Origin of the sequence: Flavobacterium ammonificans, assembly GCF_020885975.1 — a bacterium.
GTDB lineage: Bacteria > Bacteroidota > Bacteroidia > Flavobacteriales > Flavobacteriaceae > Flavobacterium > Flavobacterium ammonificans.
This window is the reverse complement of the sequence record NZ_AP025183.1, coordinates 1,738,620-1,759,560: the sequence shown is the minus strand read 5'-3', so window position 1 is coordinate 1,759,560 and position 20,941 is coordinate 1,738,620. Positions and strand designations below refer to the sequence as shown.

Sequence of the window (20,941 nt, the reverse complement as noted above, 5' to 3'; positions counted from 1 at the left end):
GATTTAAAGTTTTTTTTACCACATAGAAACATAGCCTATAAATTATAGTAAAAGAAAGAGTTAAACGTTTCACTATTCACATAGCTCTGTGGGAAATATAATTATTTCTATACTTTCTTTTGAGAGTGCTTCAATCTATGTTTTTATGTGGTTAGAATTTTTTTAATAACAAATTCATTTCCAATGCATTCTACTTAAAAAACACATCATATCCAAAACGAATTAATGTACCAATTACCACCACCAAAAAGAAGATTCGTATAAAATTATTCCCTTTATTAATAGCCATTTTAGCGCCTAAAAATCCACCTAAAGCATTGCTAAACGCCATCGGAATGGCAATCGCCCAAATGATTTTTCCTTTGATAAAAAACAAACAAATCGAACCAAAATTAGTAGCCAAATTGACCATTTTCGCATTCGCGGAAGCGTGTAAAAAATCAAATCCCATAATAGCAATAAAGGCTACCACCAAAAAACTTCCTGTTCCAGGTCCGATAAAACCATCATACAAACCGATCACGAAACTAATACTGACAGCATTGAATAATTGTCTTTTAGCGGAAATATTCTTTTCAATTTGTTGTCCGAAATTTTTCTTGGCATAAGTGTAAATCACTAAAAAAGAAAGAACCACCAACAAAATAGGTTTCATAAAATCGTTACTCACATAAGTCAGTAAAGTCGAACCTAAAAAAGCCGATGGAAATGCTAATAACATCATAATGGAAAGTAATTTCCAATTCATATCCACTTTTTTGAGGTATTGGTAGGCCGCGAAAGAAGTACCACTAAAAGCAGGAATTTTCAAACTTCCCACTACTGTAGAAACAGGTAAATTGGGCAGTAATATCAATCCCATTGGAGTTTGAATTAGTCCGCCACCACCTACGACAGCATCAATAAATCCTGCAAAAAAGGCAGCCAAACAGAGTAAAATGATAATGTAATTTTCCATAAAGGTTTCGTTGCAATTGATACGCTATTTATGATTCTAGAATGACAAACTATTTCGTTACAAACTCAAAAAGCGTATTTTTGTGTTTCAAAAATAGAAAAAAACAAATGGAAACAGCCAAAATACTTGAAATCCTTGGATATACTTTACCTTCATTAGTAACTGGAGGTGTTGCTTATTTTTTATTTGAAGGTTCTTTTAAAGACCAACAAAACACCCGTCGTTGGTTATTACAAAAAGAAAACAAAAAAGACATTTTACCGCTGCGCTTGCAAGCCTACGAACGTCTAACTTTGTTGATGGAACGCATTCATCCAGCACAAATACTATTGCGAAATACCCCAGTAACCAATGATAAAATAGAATATGAAAATTTTATCATTGACCAAATCCAACAAGAATTTGAACACAATCTAAGCCAACAAATTTATGTGTCTGGTGAATGTTGGTCTATCATTCAAACGGCTAAAAATGCTACTATTCAAATGATTCGTATTGCCTCTCAAAACGAAAAAGTTCAAACCGCTGCTGATTTGAGAGAATTTGTAGTGAGTAGTTTAGTAGATAAAGCCGCTCCTACTTATGCCGCCTTAGACTTGATTAAGCAAGAAGTGGGACAGTTGTGGTAGAGTAAAACATTAAATTAAAATTAAATAATGAGTCTGGTTTTTTAATTTGAAATAATTAAAATTATGAAAAGAAAACACAAAATAACTGCTCTTGCTTTAGGATTATTCGTTTTGATCAATTTATCCGCTTGCTCATCATTCCCTTTTTTTCCTGACAAATCAAAATGTATGTCGGACGCTGATTGTTTGACAAAAACACATTGGCAACAAATGGGAGGTTTTGAAAAATATACTCCAGATTCTTTACGGACAGGATGTTGGAGTACTGCTTTAGCACAAATTGTTTATTATCATAAACTCAAACCTTATGGTCACGTTGAATACGTTTCAAGACAAAACTATAAAATAAAAGAAGACCTTGATAGTTCTAAATTCGATTTTGATTTGTTTACCCTCTCGATTGATTCTATGACTTCGAAAGAAGCAATTAACCAAATGGCAAAGTATAATTATTATGCAGCTTTGGCTGTTCAAAAAGACTTTGGAACAGATCGTTATATGAACAAATTGGCAGCTTCAAAATTATTGGAAAAACATTACAGAGTAAAAGTAAAACGTTACATTTCTTGGCAAAAACTTGTACCAAATAAACTTAGTAAACTTGAAAAAATAATCTATTTAGAAATAAACAAAAAAAGACCGATTTTTTTACATTTTGCAAACCTAAAAGACTTTGGTCACTCTATTGTCGTTGATGGTTACTGTTATAAAAATGGAAGGTTTTGGGTGCACACAAATCAGGGTCAAGGTGGACAAGATGATGGTTGGTATGACTTTTACAAAGGGATTTTGCGAAAAGATGACAATGCCTTAAGAGTTGTTTATACTTTTAAGCCATATTAAACAGAAACAATTTTTTTATAAAAAACAAAAATTAACAATCAAAATGAAATCAGCAAACTATTTAGTTTTTTTTATGAGTCTATTAATTTTCTCATTTTTAAAACCAGTAAAAGGATATTCACAAAAGCAAACAACTTATGTCATCAAAAATGTAAATGTCATTACAATGACCTCTTCAAACGCTATCATAAACAATGCAACGGTGATTGTTTCTGAAAATCGAATCGAATCTATCAACGGAAGGATTCCAAAAAATGCTAAAATTATTGATGGTAAAGGAAAGTGGCTTATTCCAGGGCTTATAGATGCTCACGTTCATTTACCAACTGATGCGTATTTTGGACAAAAGTTTGCAACTCAAAAACCAGACTTAACTTTCAACGCACAAGATGTTATGACACCAATTATTGCCAATGGTGTTACAACTGTGTTAGACCTAGATTCCAAAATGGAAACTTTTGGACAAAAAAAAGCTATTGAAAAAGGTTATGTAATTGGGCCTCGTATCGCACTTGCAGCACTCATAAATGGAGGCAATGGACAAGGCAGAATTGCCAATACAGCAGAAGAAGGACGACTAATGGTAAAAAATGCAAAATTCGAGGGTTACGATTTTATAAAAGTTTATTCTAAATTGAATATGGAAACCTACAATGCTATTATTGACGAAGCAAACAAACAAGGACTAAAAACAATTGGACATATTCCAAATGCTTTTCAAGGTAAATTAGAGCAAGCATTTATTCCTCATTTCGGAATGGTAGCCCACGCAGAAGAATTTTCAAAAAACTCTGTTAGTTTTAGTGAACAAGACGCAGTAAAGTTCGCAAAACTTTCAAAAGATAATGATACTTGGTTATCTCCTACTTTAACAACAATGCTTTGGATTGCAAAGCAGACTCACTCCGTTGATAGCATAAAAAATCTAAGTTCACTAAAATATGTTCACCCACTTTTACAAAGTAAATGGCTAACTGCAAATAACTATGTAAAAAATTCTTCACCTGAAAATGTAACTTACTTTGATAATATGGTAAAGTTTCACTTTCAATTAGTAAAAGCTTTTAAAGATGCAGGAGTTCCAATAGTTGCAGGTACAGATGCCGGAGTTTCGGGTGTTGTAGCAGGCTTTTCACTACATGATGAGTTAGAACTTTTAGTACAAGCAGGTTTAACTCCACAAGAAGCTTTAAATTCTGCAACATTACTTTCTGCCCAATGGCTTGGTATTGAAAAACAAATTGGTAGCATAGAAATAGGAAAGTTTGCAGACCTTATTTTGCTTGAGGATAACCCATTTACTGATATTAAAAACACTCGCAAAATTGCAGGTGTATTTGTAAATGGCAATTGGTTAGACAAAAAAAAACTAAATGGAATGCTTACTGACTTGGCAAATCGTAATACAGCAGAAAAAGATAAATTTGATTGGAAAATATTTATAAATAATAGAAAATAGAAAACAACGAACCGGTAACATTCGTTTTTAATCTTATTTTCAATACTTAACGAAAAGTTTATTTTTTAAAAATTTTTCTAAACCAAAACAAAAACTTTCTCTCAATCGAAATATTTAGTGTTTTAATCAAACTCATCATACATTTCCAACAACTGCGTCACTGTATTCCAATTTCGTGTCGTAGTCGTGACATTCAGTTTTTTCTCTATGTATTTTTGGTCTAGTCTGGTTTTTCCTGCGCCTACTGCGTATTTGATGTAAATTCTATTGGCATCAATATGCGCTTGATCCGGTTTCACCTGACTCATTTTTAAATCGTTAATGGAGTCGCTACGTAAAGCCATCGATACAAAAGCGACATAGAGTTTTTTGGTATCCAAGTCTTTTTCTTTCAAATAGGGATTATTTGTCATACAAGCTTCCAAATCCTTTTTTGCAATCACAACCACAGGCACTTCGTGACCAAATGCTTTGAAGATTTCTTGTTTGATCAGGAAACCTACTTTAGCGGGATTGTCTTCTTCTGTGGTCACAAACACATTTCCAGATTGAATGTAGGTGGTCACGTTTTGAAATCCAATATTTTCCAAAGCCGTTTTTAATGCTTCCATTTTAATCATATTGTGTCCAGAAACATTGATACCACGAAGTAAAGCGAGATGGGTTGTCATAATAATTTACGATTTACGATGGTAGATTTACGATACGAAGTACGATTTATTGAATTAAGACTTTAATGACTACTTTCTTTACTTCAGCAGCGGATTCTGTTTGAACACAGGGTTGGTGCAAATCATCTGGAAAAAAAATAGTAAACATTCCTTTTGAAACAAGCACTAAAGAAGTGCTTCCCTCATAAAAAGTATAATCTTTATCTTCATTGACTTCCAGAATCTTCTGATTGTTCATAATAGTTATTCCCATAAACTCTTCACCACGAATTACATATTGAATGTCAATGTATTTTTTATGGCTTTCTAATTTACATTCCGCTAAAGGTTTGGTTTGGTATTCTTGTACCAAAGCAAAAATCGTATCACCATCGATATCATGTTTTCCTGGAGGAATAGCATCTAAATCGGTATTGTGTATAAATTCAAATCCTTTGGCTATACGTTCATTAATAGACTGGTAAAGGTGATAGTTATCTAGAGTATCGAGAATCATTTTGTAGTTTTAATAATTTTCAAATATATCATTTTCAAACGCTACTTTCTATTTTCCTAACAAAAAACTATCTTCGCAGTATGCAGCAAAATCTTCTACAAACTCCTATCGAATACCTTAAAGGCGTTGGTCCCAATCGGGGCGAACTCTTGCGTAAGGAATTGGGGATTTTTAAGTACGGAGATTTGGTGAATTTCTTTCCTAATCGCTACATAGACAGAACACGTTATTATAAAGTTAACGAGTTACAAAACACCGTTTCTGAAGTCCAAATCATTGGTAAAATCATCCATATTAAAACGGTGGAATTTGGCAAAAATAAAAAACGTTTGGTCGCTACTTTTGTGGATGATACCGGCCAAATGGAATTGGTTTGGTTCCAAGGTCATAAATGGATTCGAGAAAGTTTAAAGTTGAATGAAGTGATTGTGATTTTTGGAAAATGTTCCTCATTCAATGGTACGTTCAACATGGCACATCCTGAAATTGAATTGCTTAGCGAACACCAAAAAAGTCTTCGCTCGGCCATGCAAGCCATTTATCCTTCTACCGAAACCTTGGCGAATCGAGGTGTTTCGAACCGAGTTATTATCAAAATGATGCAACAATTGTTTTTGGAAACACAAAATTTGTTTTCAGAAACCTTGCCTGATTATTTGCTGGACGAATTGAAACTGATTTCTAAGAAAGCCGCGCTATTTAATATTCATTTCCCTCAAAGTTCGGAAGCTTTGGCGAAAGCCCAATTCCGATTGAAGTTTGAAGAATTATTTTTTATTCAGCTACAATTAATCACCAAAAACCTGATTCAGAAACATAAAATTAAAGGACATCCGTTTACTTCTGTTGGGCAACATTTCAATGACTTTTACCAAAACCATTTGCCTTTTGAGTTGACCAATGCGCAGAAAAGAGTGATTAAGGAAATCCGTACCGATATGGGAAGTAATGCCCAAATGAATCGGTTGTTGCAGGGCGATGTAGGTTCTGGAAAAACTATTGTCGCTTTTATGAGTATGCTTTTGGCAATTGACAATGGCTTTCAGGCTTGTTTGATGGCACCCACCGAAATATTAGCCAATCAACATTTTATAGGCTTATCCGAATTGGCGAAGACCGCCAACATCAACATAAAATTATTAACTGGTTCTACTAAAACTGCTGAACGAAAAATAATTCATGAAGCATTGGAAGACGGCAGTTTACATATCCTAATCGGAACCCATGCTTTATTAGAAGATAAAGTACAGTTTAAGAATCTGGGACTCGCCGTAATTGATGAACAACATCGTTTTGGCGTAGAGCAACGTTCCAAATTGTGGAAGAAGAACGAAATCCCACCACATGTTTTAGTAATGACTGCCACTCCTATTCCGCGTACTTTAGCGATGAGTTTGTATGGGGATTTGGATATTTCAGTCATTGATGAATTACCTCCCGGACGAAAACCCATTCAAACGGTACATCGATTTGATAGCAACCGATTGAAAGTTTGGAAGTTTTTGAAAGATGAAATCGCTTTAGGGAGACAAATTTACATTGTCTATCCGTTGATTCAGGAATCCGAAAAAATGGATTTCAAAGATTTGATGGACGGCTACGAAAGTATCTCTCGTGATTTTCCGCTACCACAGTATTCCATTTCTATTTTACACGGAAAAATGAAACCTGCGGATAAAGAATCAGAAATGAAACGCTTTGCCGAAGGAAAAACCAATATAATGGTAGCAACTACGGTAATTGAGGTTGGAGTTAATGTTCCCAATGCCAGTGTCATGATTATTGAAAGTGCCGAGCGTTTTGGATTATCCCAATTACATCAGTTGCGCGGTCGTGTAGGACGTGGCGCCGAACAAAGTTATTGTATCTTAATGACCAGCCACAAATTAAGTTCTGACAGTAAAACTCGAATGGAAACGATGGTAAGTACTAATGATGGCTTTGAAATTGCTGAAGTTGATTTGAAATTACGTGGTCCCGGTGATTTAATGGGAACGCAACAAAGCGGGGTTTTAAATCTTCAAATTGCCGATATTGTAAAAGATAGGGACATTCTCATGCTAGCTAGAAATTATGCTCTGAAATTACTCCGAGATGATGCAAGCATGCAAAAACCAGAACATGCTACAATGCGAACTGTCTTCATTGAAATGACAAAAAAGAAAAATATTTGGAATTACATAAGTTAATTTCGTTCTTACTTTTCTTATTCTAGCACAGTAATTGTACTCTACTTCTTGACTGACTCATCACCCATCTTAAAATATCTTTACATTTTATTACATCGATTTAAACCTTTGTGCTTTTTTAATGTCTATTGAATTGCAATTTAAATGTTAAAACTTTTTAAAAAGAGTTAATAACTAATGGTTATGAAATGTCTCTTATAAAACACAAAGCTATAAATTTGTTAATTGCGTAAAATTGACACAAGATTTAAATATGAAAATAAAAACTCTCGTTTATTCCCTATTAATTATCGGTTTAGTAGGATTGATTGGTTACAGAATTACAAAGAACAGTTCTAATGGCGGTCCAAAAGACAAAGGAAAAGAAGAAAAACCTATAACTGTCAGTGGCTATGTAGTTAACTTGCAAACATTTGACAATAATTTAGCGTTATCAGGATCAATTGAAGCCGATGAACAAGTGGAGATTCGCTCTGAAGTTTCAGGAATTGTAACTGCTATTTATTTTCAAGAAGGAAGTAATGTGAGCAAGGGACAACTACTATTCAAAGTCAATGATATAGAACTTAGAGCGCAATTGGCTCAGGCCAAGACTAAAGAAAGTTTGTCTGCCGAAAATGAAAGAAGAGCTAAATTATTACTCCAAAAAGAAGCTATTAGCCAGGAAGAATATGAAGTGGCTCGTGCCGATTACAAAACTACTCAAGCGCAAAGCCAACTGATTCAAGCCCAAATAGAAAAAACTTCGGTGCGTGCTCCTTTTTCAGGAAAGATTGGATTGCGTTCTATTTCTCCTGGAACCTACGTTACTCCTTCTCTTTTAGTGGCTAAGTTGGTGAATAGTGGTCAATTAAAAATCACTTTTTCAATTCCAGAAAAATATGCTTCTCAAGTTAAAAAGAACGCTACTATATCATTTAAAGTATCTGGATCAGATCAATCGTATTCAGCCAAAGTGTATGCTATTGAGCCAGAAGTCGAAATAGCAACAAGAACCCTTCAAGTTCGTGCATTAGCAAGTAATAAAGATGGTAAATTATTTCCAGGAACTTTTGCAGATGTGGAACTCCCTTTAGACATAATTAAAGACGCCGTGGTTATTCCTACCGAAGCAATTATTCCTGTTCAAAACGGAAAAAAAGTATTTATTGCTAATAAAGGAATGGCAAAAGAAGTACTTGTTGAAACAGCTACGAGAACAGATGCCTCAATACTTATATTATCAGGTTTAAAAGCTGGTGATACTGTATTAACTTCGGGAGTAATGTCATTAAAAGACGAATCTCCTATCGTAGTAAAGATTAAATAAGCATCAGCTAATTTACATTTCTAAAAAAACACAAATGAGTTTATCTACATTAAGCATAAAAAGACCTGTATTTACTATTGTTGTCAACTTAACTATTGTTTTGTTTGGTTTAATTGGGTACAGTTTTTTAGGCGTTCGAGAATTCCCTTCCATTGATCCTGCACAAGTTTCTATTCGTACGAATTATACTGGAGCCAACTCTGATATTATCGAGTCACAAATTACAGAACCACTTGAAAAAGCAATTAATTCCATCGATGGTATTCGAAATGTTACTTCGTCTAGTATTCAAGGAAGTAGTAACATTACAGTTGAATTTAACTTAGACAAAGATTTAGAAGAAGCAGCGAATGATGTTCGTGATAAAGTGTCGCAAGCTATTCGAAACTTACCTCAAGATATCGATGCGCCACCTGTCGTCTCAAAAGCAGATGCTAATAGTGATGCGATTATTTCGATGACAGTTCAAAGTGATTCACGAAATGCTTTAGAGTTAAGTGATTTTGCAGAAAATGTTATTGGTCAGCGATTAGAAACTATTCCAGGCGTTAGTGGAATTCAAATTTGGGGTCAAAAACGTTATGCTATGCGTTTATGGATAGATCCTGTAAAATTAGCTTCTTATGGTTGTACTGTTTCTGAAGTTCGATCTGCTTTAAGCAAACAAAATGTAGAATTACCTTCTGGTAAAATAACGGGATCCAATACCGAATTAATGGTGAGAACCATTGGAAACATTTCAAAAGAAGAAGAATTTAATAATATCATTATTCGTTCCGAAGGGGATAAAATTGTTCGTTTTAGTGATATTGGAAAAGCCGAAATTGGTCCAGAAAATGTGGAAACTAATATGATGCAATCTGGCGTTCCTCTTGTAGGGGTTGCTATTGTGCCAAGACCAGGAGCTAATTATTTAGATATAGCGAAAGCATTTTACAAAGAATTTGAACGCTTTAAAAAAGAACTTCCTAAAGATATTAAGTTAAATATTGTAATTGACAATACCGTTTTTGTAAAACAATCGGTTATTGAAGTGGCAGAAACATTAGGTATTTCAATCCTATTAGTAGTCTTAATTATTTATTTATTCTTTAGAGACTGGGCCATTGCATTCCGACCTTTAATTGATATTCCAGTTTCTTTAATAGCTACATTTTTTATTATGTGGTTGTTTGGATTCTCTATTAATGTACTGACATTATTAGCTATTGTTTTAGCAACTGGTCTAGTTGTAGATGACGGAATTGTAGTAACCGAAAACATCTTCAAAAAAGTAGAAGAAGGAATGAGTCCAATCGAGGCAGCTATCAAGGGTTCCAACGAAATCTTTTTTGCAGTTATTTCGATTTCAATCACCTTAGCAGCGGTATTCTTACCAGTAATTTTCTTAGAAGGTTTTGTGGGACGATTGTTCCGGGAATTTGGCGTCGTTATTGGAGCAGCCGTTTTAGTTTCTGCTTTTGTTTCACTTACGCTAACACCAATGTTGAATGCGTATTTGATGAAAGGTGGAAAGCAAGAAAAGTCGAAATTTTACAATCTGACAGAACCGTATTTTCAAAAATTAAACAGTGGCTATGCTGATTCTTTAGCCCGTTTTATGAAAAAGAAGTGGTTGAGTTTCCCAATATTAATAGCTTGTTTTGGATTAATTTATCTGTTCTTCAATTTGTTAAAAAAAGAAACCGCACCCTACGATGACCGTAGCGGAATGGTATTGCGTGTAGCCACATCAGAAGGTTCTTCGTATGAATATACCGATCGTTTTATGCAAGAGATTTCAAAATTAGTAGACGATTCTATTCCGGAAAAGAAAGTAGCTTTAGTGATTACTTCACCTGGTTTTAATGCTTCATCTGTAAATAGTGGTTTTGTTAGAATTTCGTTATTACAACCCAACGAAAGAAAAGCGTCTCAAAAAGAAGTAGCTGAAAAACTAACCAAATGGACAAGTGGGTATTCCGAAGCAAAAACATCAGTTATCGAACAGCCAACAATTGCAGTTAATAGACGCGGTGGATTACCTATCCAATATATTATACAAGCTTCTAATTTTGAAAAGTTGAGAGAAAAAATTCCTTTGTTTATGGAAGAAGCAGCAAAGAATGAAACTTTCTCCACTACGGATGTGAATTTAAAATTCAACAAACCTGAAATCAATGTTACCATTGACAGAGAGAAAGCAGAAAGTTTAGGTATTTCAGTACTTGATGTAGCTCAAACATTGCAATTGTCATTAAGTGGACAGCGTTTTGGATACTTTCTACGCAACGGAAAACAGTATCAAGTTATTGGACAATTTGAAAAAAATGACCGTTCTAAGCCATTGGATCTGACCTCAATGTTTGTTAAAAATAATAAAGGGGAATTAATTCAGATGGATAACGTCATTACCATTGAAGAGCAAAGTAATCCAACGCAATTGTATCATAATAATAGATTTATGTCTGCTACAGTTTCAGCTGGTTTAGCGCCCGGAAAAAGTATTGGAGATGGGATTGAAGCTATGAACGAAATTAAAGACAAAGTATTAGACGATTCCTTTACTACTGATTTAGGAGGAGAATCAAGAGATTTTGTTGAGAGTAGTTCCAATACTAGTTTTGCTTTTGGGTTAGCTTTATTATTAATATTTTTAATCTTAGCTGCTCAATTTGAAAGTTTTATAGATCCAATAATTATTATTTTAACTGTTCCAATGGCAGTGGCAGGAGCCTTATTTTCATTATGGTTGTTTAACCAAAGTTGGAATATATTCAGCCAGATTGGAACCGTAATGTTAATCGGTTTGGTTACTAAAAACGGAATCTTGATTGTCGAATTTGCCAATCAATTACGCGAACAAGGAAAACCAAAATTAGAAGCTATTTTAGAAGCCTCAGAAGCCCGACTTCGACCAATCTTAATGACCAGTTTAGCCATTGCTTTGGGCGCTTTGCCAATTGCATTATCACTTGGAGCAGCTTCTACTAGCAGAATTGGTATGGGAGTGGTTATTGTAGGAGGAACTGTTTTCTCCCTTGTACTAACGTTATTCGTTATACCAGCTTTATATATGATGTGGTCTAAAACCAGAAAACATTATCCTGAATTTGATCATATTGCTGAATACGAAAAAGAAATTAAATAAAATGAAAAATTGTCACCGAATCAAAATATTCTATTTAATAGTATTTTCTGTTTTTTCGAGTTCTTATTCGCAGGAAGTTTTAACTATTGAAAATGCTATTAAAATTGCGTTAGAGAACAACTTTGAAATAAAAATTGCCTCTAACAATTATAACATTGCAAAAACTAATTCTACTATTGGAAATGCAGGAATGCTTCCTACATTGACAGCCTCAGTAGCTGCAAACAATAGAGTTCAGAACAGTACATTAACGCTACAAAATGGTGTTGTCAATGCATTAGATAACGCATTGAATAATAGTTTAAATTATGGTGTAAGTTTAGATTGGACTATTTTTAATGGATTTAAAATGTTTACTCGATTAGAACAGTTAAAAGAACTTGAAAAACTAGGATCTACTCAACTTCAACAAACAATTATATCAAAGTTAAGCGAGGTATCATCTACTTATTTTAATTTGGTTCAACAGCAACAACAATTAAAAGCTTTGGACTCTACTTTAGTAATTTCTAATCAAAGATTGGCTTTAGCTCAAAATCGGTTTGCAATTGGTAAAGCTTCTAAATTAGAAGTTCTCAACGCTCAAGTAGATTTAAATACTGATAATGTTGTTTTATTAAAGCAGCAAGAAGTATTTCAAAACACAAAAACTTTGTTAAATAAGATTTTAGCAAGAGATCTACAAACCCAATTCAATGTAATCGAAAAAATTAAAGTCGATGAAAATCTAAAACTTACCGAATTGTCTGATTTAGTTGAAAAACAGAACCCACAATTAGTAAGTTTATTATTGTCAAAAAATGTTGCCGAGTTACAACTTAAACAAATTAAAGGCGATCGTTATCCAGTTATTACATTAAGTTCAGGCTATGTATTTAATGAAACACAAGCAAGTCTTGGTTTTGCTGCAGCAACATCGGCAAGAGGTTTTAATTATGGATTTAATGCTGCTCTCAATTTGTTTAATGGTTGGAATCAAAATAGAAATGAAAAGATTGCTAAGATAATGTTAGACAATTCTAAACTTACATTAAATTCTCAACGGTTAGAGTTGCAAGCTCAGCTAAACGCAGCTTATCAAACCTACTTAACCAATAATCAATTAGTTGTAATTGAAAATAAAAATGAATTTTACGCCAAACAAAATTTAGATATTACTTTAGATAAATTCAAGATTGGAACAATTACAACTTTAGAGTTCAGAACTGCACAATTGAATTATGTGAATGCTAAAGTTAGAAATAGTAATGCACAATTTCAAGCTAAATTATCAGAGATAGTACTAAAAGAATTAGCAGGTATAATTAACTTAGACTAATCTATTTTCATGACTTCATACAACCCAAAAGATTGGTTTAGCTTTATTTTTCATTTTAGCAAAGCAGACACTTTCAGGAAATTAATTCCAATTATGATTATTATTGGAATTTATTCAGGAATTATCGCTTATCTAGAAATTGAATATTGGCACTTACCAGATGATAGTCATGTGAAGAATATTTCTATGATGCATGGAATGTTGGGTTTTGTTATTTCATTATTGTTAGCTTACAGAACCAATACTGCTTACGATCGTTGGTGGGAAGGAAGGAAATTATGGGGAGGATTAGTGAACAGTTCCCGTAATTTAGCAATAAAACTTAACGCTATGTTAGTGGATGACAATGATCGTGAATTTTTTAAAAAAATGATTCCGCATTATGCTACTATTCTAAGAAAACATTTAAACGATAGCGATACAGGGAAACAATTATTTGATGATGTCGATTTAGAAATTGACCACCACAAACACCGTCCCAATCAAGTAGCCAATAAATTATTCGTGAAAGTAAATAGTTTGTATCTTTCTGAGAAAATAACGGGAGACCAACTAATTATAATTAATAGCGAATTACAATCTTTTACCGACATATGTGGTGCTTGCGAACGAATAAAAAATACGCCTATACCCTATTCTTACAGTGCTTTCATTAAGAAATTTATTTTTATTTACGTATTGACTTTGCCTTTTGGCTATGTATTTAGTTTAGGATATTTTGTAATTCCAGTGGTAGTTTTTATTTTCTATGTATTGGCAAGTTTAGAATTAATTGCAGAAGAAATCGAAGATCCTTTTGGTCAAGATGCTAATGATTTACCCACTAAAAAAATCGCCGAAAATATCAAGAAACATATTGAAGAAATATTATAAACTCAATTTTTAGTCTATGAAAACATTTGCTACATTTTTTTTAGTTGTACTTCTTTCGTTTTTTGTTTCTTGTCAAAAAATTGTCTCAGAAAATTCGTCTGTATATTTTGAAAAGTCAAACGATAGTATTCAAAATGGTGGTGTGAAAGTAATTCCAATCACTACTTCAAAAGGAACATTTAATGTTTGGACCAAACGTATTGGGAACAATCCGAAAATTAAATTATTGCTTCTTAATGGTGGACCTGGAGCTACACACGAATATTTTGAGTGTTTTGAAAATTTCCTACCGGCTGAAGGAATTGAATTTATTTATTATGACCAATTGGGTTGTGGGAACTCTGATAATCCAAATGAAGTTGCGCTTTGGGATTTGGGACGTTATGTAGAAGAAGTAGAACAAGTTAGAAAAGCGTTGCATTTAGACACAACAAATTTTTATATATTAGGACATTCTTGGGGTGGAATTTTAGCAATGGAATATACGTTGAAGTACCAACACAATATGAAAGGTCTGATTATTTCCAATATGATGTCGAGTTGTCCTGAATATGGTAGATATGCTGACGAAGTGTTAGCCAAACAAATGAATCCAAAAGTACTAGCAGAAATTAACCAAATTGAAGCTGCGAAAGATTTTGCCAACCCACGCTATATGGAATTATTAATTCCTAATTTTTATGAAAAACACATTCTCCGTTTTCCTTCAAAAGATTGGCCAGAACCGGTAAATCGCTCTTTTGCTAAAATGAATCAATCGTTATATGTAACTATGCAAGGACCAAGTGAATTTGGTATTTCTGGAAAATTAGAAAAATGGGATAGAAAATCTGATTTGAAAAAAATTACAATTCCTACTCTAGTTATTGGAGCAAAATACGACACAATGGATCCAAATCACATGTCAGCAATGTCAAAATTAGTTCAAAACGGAACCTATTTATATTGTTCAAAAGGAAGTCATATGGCGTTTTACGATGATCAAAAAGCCTATTTTGAAGGTTTGATTGCCTTTTTAAATAAAAGTAACTAACACACTTTTTAGTTTGATTAATTACTGAAAAATCCAAAAATTGTTTCTTACTCCAACAAGCAATCCTTATATTTGCGTACTTGTAAATAATTCAAAATGAAAATATCATACAACTGGTTAAAACAGTTCATTAAAATAGATTGGCAATCCGAAGAAACGGCTGCATTACTTACCGATTTAGGCTTGGAGGTAGAAATGGTTGAGAAGTACCAATCTGTAAAAGGAGGTTTAGAAGGTATTGTAGTTGGACATGTACTAACTTGCGTTCAGCATCCTGATGCTGATAGACTAAAAATAACTACCGTAGATTTAGGAGATGGAACTCCTGTTCAAATTGTATGTGGAGCAGCTAATGTTGCTGCTGGACAAAAAGTACCGGTTGCCACTATTGGTACAATTTTATACGATAAAGAAGGCGAATCATTTACAATTAAGAAAGGTAAAATTCGTGGACAAGAAAGTCACGGAATGATTTGTGCTGAAGACGAAATTGGTCTTGGCAACAGTCATGACGGAATTATGGTTTTAGACGAATCCTTACAACCAGGGACACCAGCAGCCACAGTTTTTAAAATTGAAAATGACGAAGTCTTCGAAATTGGATTAACTCCTAATCGTGCTGATGCGATGAGTCATTTAGGTACCGCTCGTGATTTACGTGCTGGAATGTTACAAAGTGGAGTTAATATTGAGTTAATTACACCATCTGTTACCAATTTCAGAGTTGATAAACGTACCTTAAAAATTGATATTGACGTTAAAGAAAATAAATTAGTTCCGAGATATTGTGGTTTAACTATTTCAGGAATTACCGTAAAACCATCTCCTACTTGGTTACAAAATCGTTTAAAAGCTATTGGATTAAATCCTAAAAACAATATTGTAGACGTTACTAATTATGTACTACATGAATTAGGACAACCTCTTCATGCCTTTGATGCAGATAAAATAAATGGCAAAATAATAGTAAAGACATTAGCTTCCGGAACAAAATTCACTACTCTTGACGATGTAGAAAGAAGTTTGCACGAAGAAGATATTATGATTTGTGACGAAAATGGTCCGTTATGTATTGCTGGTGTTTTTGGAGGAAAAGAATCGGGTGTGTCAGAAAGCACAACGTCTATTTTCTTAGAAAGTGCCTACTTTAATCCTGTAAGCGTTCGAAAAACTGCTAAAAGACATCAATTGAATACTGATGCTTCTTTCCGTTTTGAAAGAGGAATTGATCCTGAAATTACAGATTATGCATTGAAACGTGCTGCCTTATTAATTCAAGAAGTAGCAGGTGGAGAAATAACCTCCGACTTGATTGATGTTTATCCAAAAAAGATTGAAGATTTTAGTGTTTTTCTAAATTTTAATAAAGTAGCTAAAATTATAGGTCAAGAAATTCCTAAAGATATAATTAAAAAGATCTTAGTCTCTTTAGACATTAAAATAAACAGCGTTACTGATTCAGGTTTAGGACTAACTATTCCTGCATACAGAGTTGACGTTCAAAGAGAAATTGATGTAGTTGAGGAAATACTTAGAGTTTACGGTTATAATAACATCCAATTTTCTAATAAAGTAAATGCTACAGTATCAAATTCTCCAAGAACAGAAGACTATAAAATACAAAATGTGGTAGCAACACAATTGAATTCGCAAGGATTTCATGAAATGATGGCCAACTCATTAACTACCGCCAATTATGTTCAACATTCAGAAATGTTACAAGAGGAACATAATGTAACCATGTTAAATCCGCTAAGTAGTGATTTAGCAACTATGCGTCAGTCCTTATTGTTTTCTGGATTAGAAGCTATTTCATACAATATCAATAGAAAAAATACCGATTTAAAATTATTTGAATTCGGAAAAACCTACCACAACTACCCTTCTGGTTATGAAGAGATAAAACATTTAACTCTTTTCCTTACGGGAAATAGAAATCAAGAATCATGGACTACTAGTCAAAGACCAACAGATTTCTTCTTATTTAAAGGTTATGTAAATGCTGTTTTAGAACGATTAGGCATTCAGAAAACACAAATTCAACCCTTAACTTCTGATATTTTTTCAGAAGGAATTGCTCTAAGTATAGGAAGAGATGCAATCGTTGAAATTGGTGTTGTAAAAAAATCAATTCTAAAATCGTTTGGTATCAAACAGGAGGTTTTTTATGCCGATTTTAACTGGGCTACTATTTTAAAATTAATTTCGAATAAGATTAAATTTTCTGAAATTCCAAAGTATCCTGAAGTTAGAAGAGATTTAGCATTGCTAATTGACAATGGGGTAACTTATGAAAGTATTTATAAGATTGCCAAACAAACAGAAAAAGAGGTATTAAAAAATATTGATTTATTTGATGTGTACCAAGGTGATAATTTGTCAGAAGGTAAAAAGTCTTACGCTTTAAGTTTTATTCTTCAGGACAACTCTAAAACTTTGACTGAAGAACAGATTGATAAAATCATGAACAAATTACAGAAGAATTTTGAAACTGAACTTGGTGCAGTTTTGAGATAACTTTTATCGAATAGATTCTAATAACCCTACATCTTCAAAAGATTTAGGGTTTTTTATTTGTAGACTTTAAATTTAATGTTGCCAACAAAAAAAGCCTCACATTACTGTGAGGCTTTTGTATTTAAAAAAACTAAGAATTATTTTTTCTCTGTTTTTTCCATTTTAGCTTTTAAAGCAGCTAATACATCATTGTTATCTCCTAAAGTTGCAGCAGGTGCATTGTTAGTTGATGCAGATGAAGTATTTTCAGAAACTGTTCTCACATTTTTCTCTTCTTCTTCACGGAAGATAGCAGTATGAGAAGCAACTACTCTTTTGAATTCTTTATTGAACTCAATTACTTTGAAATCAGCAGTTTCTCCTTTTTTCAATTTCTTACCGTCTTCTTTTTCTAAGTGACGAGTAGGAATGAAAGCAACGATATCATCACCAAATTCTACAGTAGCTCCTTTGTCTACGATCTCAGCAATCGCTCCATTGTGGATAGTTCCAACAGCGAATGAATCTTCGTATTGATCCCAAGGATTAGCAGTAGTTTGTTTATGACCTAAAGATAATTTACGTCCTTCAACATCTAATTCTAATACAACTACGTCTAATTTTTCACCAACATTTACAAATTCAGATGGATGTTTGATTTTCTTAGTCCAAGAAAGGTCAGAGATATAAATCAATCCGTCGATTCCTTCTTCTAATTCTACGAAAATACCAAAGTTTGTAAAGTTTCTAACTGTACCAGAATGTTTAGAACCTACTGGGTATTTAGAAGTAATGTCAGTCCATGGATCTTGTGTCAATTGTTTGATACCTAAAGACATCTTACGATCGTCTCTATCTAAAGTTAAGATAACTCCTTCAACGATATCACCCACTTTTACGAAATCTTGAGCAGAACGTAAGTGAGTTGACCAAGACATTTCAGAAACGTGGATTAAACCTTCAACACCTTCAGCAACTTCGATAAATGCACCGTAATCAGCGATTACAACTACTTTACCTTTAACTTTATCTCCAACAGCTAAGTTAGCATCTAAAGCATCCCATGGGTGAGCGTTTAATTGTTTCAATCCTAATTGAATTCTTGTTTTCTCATCATCGAAATCAAGGATTACAACATTTAATTTTTGATCTAATTCAAGAACTTCACTTGGGTGATTAATTCTTGACCAAGAAAGGTCAGTGATGTGGATTAATCCATCAACACCACCTAAGTCAATAAACACACCATAAGAAGTAATGTTTTTAACAACACCTTCTAATACTTGTCCTTTTTGTAATTGACCAATAATTTCTTTTTTCTGAACCTCAATATCAGCTTCGATAAGCGCTTTGTGAGATACAACAACATTTTTGAATTCGTGGTTAATTTTAACTACTTTGAATTCCATGTTTTTGTTCACGTAAACATCATAATCACGGATTGGTTTCACATCAATTTGTGAACCTGGTAAGAAAGCTTCGATTCCGAAAACGTCAACGATCATACCTCCTTTAGTTCTACATTTAACAAAACCAGTAACGATTTCACCTGTTTCGTTTGCAGAAATAACTCTATCCCAAGATTTGATAGTACGTGCTTTTCTATGTGATAATACTAATTGACCTGTTTTATCCTCACGGATGTCAATTAATACTTCTACTTTGTCACCTACTTTTAAGTTTGGATTGTAACGGAATTCGTTTAAAGAAATAACACCTTCCGATTTTGCATTGATATCAACGATAACGTCTCTATCTGTAATTCTAACAACTACACCTTCTACTACTTCTTCTTGATCTGTAGCGATGAAAGTTTTTGAAACTAGTGCTTCGAATTCTTGTAAGTTTTTCTCATCTACTGCATCAATTCCTTCTTGGAAGTTATGCCAGTTAAAATTTGCTAAAAACTCTTCTTGTGATTTTAATTGTTCAGACATGCTGATTAAAAATTTGTATTCTGCATTTTCTCGGATTTCTGAAAGCGAAAGAAAACAACAGAAGTTGTTTGTATAATTAATTGATACCTAGAGGAAATCCTTATTCACCTAAAGGTGGGCAAAGGTAATACAACTTTATACAATTATCAAATTTATTTTAACAGAAAACAAATCATTAATTCACTGACAATCAGAACAAATAGCATTTAACTAATAATTGAATCAAAACCTCCTTACTAATTTGGTAAATAAGCATAAAAAAACCAAGAATAAATCTTGGTTTATATAGTATCCTGTAAATCCTATTTAATGTCCAACTTGCTCTATGTCAGCCGGATTGTGTTTGTGTTTAAAGAAAATAGCAAAAGCAATAGTAATCACTAAAGCATAAATAGCAAAACTAAGCCAGATTGTATGCCAATCTTTTCCAGCTGAAGTCGTAAAATATTTCTCAATAACATAACCACTTGTAATACTACCAAAAATAGCTCCAAATCCATTTGTCATCATCATAAATAAACCTTGTGCCGAAGAACGAATTGTTGAATCTGTAGAAGTTTCGACAAACAGAGAGCCTGAAATATTGAAAAAATCAAATGCCATACCATATACAATACAAGATACAAAAATCATCCACAAACCATCGCCTGGATTACCATAAGCAAACAATCCAAAACGCAATACCCATGCTACCATACTCAACAACATTACTTGTTTAATTCCAAATCGTTTTAAGAAAAATGGAATAGCTAAAATGAATAAAGTTTCCGAAACTTGCGAAATAGACATAATTAAAGTAGAATATTTTACTACTAGTGAATCTGAATATTCTGGTAAACGTTTAAAGTCATCCAAATAAACATCACCGTAAGCATTCGTTAGTTGCAAAGCTGCTCCTAAAAACATACTAAACAAAAAGAATAAAGCAAGTTTGTAATTGGCAAATAATTTAAAAGAACTTAATCCAATTAAATCAACAAATGATTTACTATCAGTAGTTTTTCCTTCAGGCATACATTTTGGCAATGTAAAAGAGTAAATACCAAGACCAATAGCAGCAATAGCAGCAATATAAAACTGGTTTTCACTTGCTTTATTTCCGGTTAAATTGGTAATCCACATGGCTACAATAAAACCGACTGTTCCCCAAACACGAATGGGTGGAAAATCTTTCACCACATTTAAATTTCCTTTTTTTAATGCATTATAAGCAACTGAATTAGAAAGCGCAATTGTTGGCATATAAAAAAGCATAGCTACTAAGATTACCCAGAAAAAATCAACTGGATTAGTTACTTGCGGAACATATAATAACGTTAATCCACCTAGAATATGTAAAATACCATATAATTTTTCGGCATTTACCCAACGGTCAGCAATAATTCCACAAAGCGTAGGCATAAAAATGGAAGCAATTCCCATGGTTGAAAAGATAGCGCCAAATTGCGCTCCATCCCATTGTCTGGTTCCAAACCAATAATTAGCTACTGTGATAAGCCAAGCTCCCCAAACGAAGAACTGCAAAAAACTCATTACAATCAATCTAAATTTTATACTCATAATTACTATAGGTTTTTGTGGTAAATAGTTTGTAAATCTA

At 33.3% G+C, this 20,941-nt stretch carries 15 protein-coding genes; 10 read left to right on the top strand and 5 right to left on the bottom strand.

The genetic code is table 11. The features are described 5' to 3' along the window. Positions 1-190: 190 nt before the first annotated feature. Positions 191-958, bottom strand: coding sequence for a sulfite exporter TauE/SafE family protein (locus tag LPC23_RS07930; RefSeq protein ID WP_229329383.1), 768 nt, complete (start codon positions 956-958; stop codon positions 191-193). Positions 959-1,065: 107 nt separating this feature from the next. Here LPC23_RS07930 and LPC23_RS07925 point away from each other — a divergent pair, with 107 nt between their 5' ends. The 3 genes from LPC23_RS07925 (at position 1,066) to LPC23_RS07915 (ending at position 3,889) form a co-directional block, all read left to right on the top strand. After that, positions 1,066-1,587 (top strand): DUF7935 family protein, encoded by a 522-nt coding sequence (locus LPC23_RS07925; protein ID WP_229329382.1) that lies wholly within the window; start codon positions 1,066-1,068, stop codon positions 1,585-1,587. Positions 1,588-1,650: 63 nt separating this feature from the next. Next, complete coding sequence (locus LPC23_RS07920) at positions 1,651-2,430, top strand: C10 family peptidase (RefSeq protein ID WP_229329381.1); 780 nt, start codon at positions 1,651-1,653, stop codon at positions 2,428-2,430. 43 nt (positions 2,431-2,473) lie between these two features. After that, on the top strand, positions 2,474-3,889 hold the full coding sequence (locus LPC23_RS07915) for an amidohydrolase family protein (protein WP_229329380.1): 1,416 nt from the start codon (positions 2,474-2,476) through the stop codon (positions 3,887-3,889). A 122-nt stretch (positions 3,890-4,011) separates the two neighbouring features. On the opposite strand, the gene LPC23_RS07910 is transcribed toward LPC23_RS07915, so the two are convergent. Both LPC23_RS07910 and LPC23_RS07905 read right to left on the bottom strand, forming a co-directional pair. Then, on the bottom strand, positions 4,012-4,560 hold the full coding sequence (locus LPC23_RS07910) for a DUF1697 domain-containing protein (RefSeq protein WP_229329379.1): 549 nt from the start codon (positions 4,558-4,560) through the stop codon (positions 4,012-4,014). Positions 4,561-4,606: 46 nt separating this feature from the next. Further along, entirely contained in the window at positions 4,607-5,056 is a 450-nt protein-coding gene (locus LPC23_RS07905) for a NanQ anomerase/TabA/YiaL family protein (protein WP_229329378.1), read from the bottom strand. A gap of 80 nt (positions 5,057-5,136) precedes the next feature. Between LPC23_RS07905 and recG the strand changes: the two genes are divergently transcribed. From recG to pheT, 7 genes are all read left to right on the top strand, one after another. Next, complete coding sequence (recG, locus tag LPC23_RS07900; protein WP_229329377.1) at positions 5,137-7,245, top strand: ATP-dependent DNA helicase RecG; 2,109 nt, start codon at positions 5,137-5,139, stop codon at positions 7,243-7,245. Positions 7,246-7,498: 253 nt separating this feature from the next. Then, entirely contained in the window at positions 7,499-8,554 is a 1,056-nt protein-coding gene (locus LPC23_RS07895) for an efflux RND transporter periplasmic adaptor subunit (protein WP_229324382.1), read from the top strand. Between the two features lie 34 nt (positions 8,555-8,588). After that, positions 8,589-11,684: an efflux RND transporter permease subunit gene (locus LPC23_RS07890; protein ID WP_229329376.1), complete on the top strand. Its 3,096-nt coding sequence runs from the start codon at positions 8,589-8,591 to the stop codon at positions 11,682-11,684. 1 nt (position 11,685) lies between these two features. Next, positions 11,686-13,002 (top strand): TolC family protein, encoded by a 1,317-nt coding sequence (locus LPC23_RS07885; RefSeq protein WP_229329374.1) that lies wholly within the window; start codon positions 11,686-11,688, stop codon positions 13,000-13,002. Between the two features lie 9 nt (positions 13,003-13,011). Then, a complete protein-coding gene (locus LPC23_RS07880) occupies positions 13,012-13,875 on the top strand; it encodes a bestrophin family protein (RefSeq protein WP_229324376.1) in 864 nt (287 codons plus the stop codon). A 16-nt stretch (positions 13,876-13,891) separates the two neighbouring features. Next, entirely contained in the window at positions 13,892-14,908 is a 1,017-nt protein-coding gene (locus LPC23_RS07875; RefSeq protein WP_229329372.1) for a proline iminopeptidase-family hydrolase, read from the top strand. Positions 14,909-15,004: 96 nt separating this feature from the next. Beyond that, the gene (pheT, locus tag LPC23_RS07870; protein ID WP_229329370.1) at positions 15,005-17,425 is read left to right on the top strand and encodes a phenylalanine--tRNA ligase subunit beta; all 2,421 of its coding nucleotides are present in this window, start codon (positions 15,005-15,007) and stop codon (positions 17,423-17,425) included. Between the two features lie 137 nt (positions 17,426-17,562). Here the strand turns inward: pheT and rpsA are convergent, their stop codons facing one another. Together rpsA and LPC23_RS07860 are read right to left on the bottom strand one after the other, a co-directional pair. Then, entirely contained in the window at positions 17,563-19,341 is a 1,779-nt protein-coding gene (gene rpsA / locus LPC23_RS07865) for a 30S ribosomal protein S1 (RefSeq protein WP_229329368.1), read from the bottom strand. A gap of 306 nt (positions 19,342-19,647) precedes the next feature. Next, positions 19,648-20,901 carry a nucleoside permease gene (locus LPC23_RS07860; RefSeq protein WP_229329366.1) on the bottom strand — a complete coding sequence of 418 codons (1,254 nt, stop codon included), beginning with the start codon at positions 20,899-20,901 and terminating at the stop codon, positions 19,648-19,650. Between the last annotated feature and the right edge of the window lie 40 nt (positions 20,902-20,941).

Excerpts from the sequence above, each read along its gene's own strand:
- LPC23_RS07860 (WP_229329366.1), bottom strand. The coding sequence starts at position 20,901 with ATGAGTATAAAATTTAGATTGATTGTAATGAGTTTTTTGCAGTTCTTC.
- LPC23_RS07910 (WP_229329379.1), bottom strand. The coding sequence starts at position 4,560 with ATGACAACCCATCTCGCTTTACTTCGTGGTATCAATGTTTCTGGACAC.
- LPC23_RS07920 (WP_229329381.1), top strand. The coding sequence starts at position 1,651 with ATGAAAAGAAAACACAAAATAACTGCTCTTGCTTTAGGATTATTCGTT.
- LPC23_RS07890 (WP_229329376.1), top strand. The coding sequence starts at position 8,589 with ATGAGTTTATCTACATTAAGCATAAAAAGACCTGTATTTACTATTGTT.
- rpsA (WP_229329368.1), bottom strand. The coding sequence starts at position 19,341 with ATGTCTGAACAATTAAAATCACAAGAAGAGTTTTTAGCAAATTTTAAC.
- LPC23_RS07880 (WP_229324376.1), top strand. The coding sequence starts at position 13,012 with ATGACTTCATACAACCCAAAAGATTGGTTTAGCTTTATTTTTCATTTT.
- LPC23_RS07925 (WP_229329382.1), top strand. The coding sequence starts at position 1,066 with ATGGAAACAGCCAAAATACTTGAAATCCTTGGATATACTTTACCTTCA.
- LPC23_RS07885 (WP_229329374.1), top strand. The coding sequence starts at position 11,686 with ATGAAAAATTGTCACCGAATCAAAATATTCTATTTAATAGTATTTTCT.
- LPC23_RS07895 (WP_229324382.1), top strand. The coding sequence starts at position 7,499 with ATGAAAATAAAAACTCTCGTTTATTCCCTATTAATTATCGGTTTAGTA.
- pheT (WP_229329370.1), top strand. The coding sequence starts at position 15,005 with ATGAAAATATCATACAACTGGTTAAAACAGTTCATTAAAATAGATTGG.
- LPC23_RS07905 (WP_229329378.1), bottom strand. The coding sequence starts at position 5,056 with ATGATTCTCGATACTCTAGATAACTATCACCTTTACCAGTCTATTAAT.
- recG (WP_229329377.1), top strand. The coding sequence starts at position 5,137 with ATGCAGCAAAATCTTCTACAAACTCCTATCGAATACCTTAAAGGCGTT.
- LPC23_RS07915 (WP_229329380.1), top strand. The coding sequence starts at position 2,474 with ATGAAATCAGCAAACTATTTAGTTTTTTTTATGAGTCTATTAATTTTC.
- LPC23_RS07930 (WP_229329383.1), bottom strand. The coding sequence starts at position 958 with ATGGAAAATTACATTATCATTTTACTCTGTTTGGCTGCCTTTTTTGCA.
- LPC23_RS07875 (WP_229329372.1), top strand. The coding sequence starts at position 13,892 with ATGAAAACATTTGCTACATTTTTTTTAGTTGTACTTCTTTCGTTTTTT.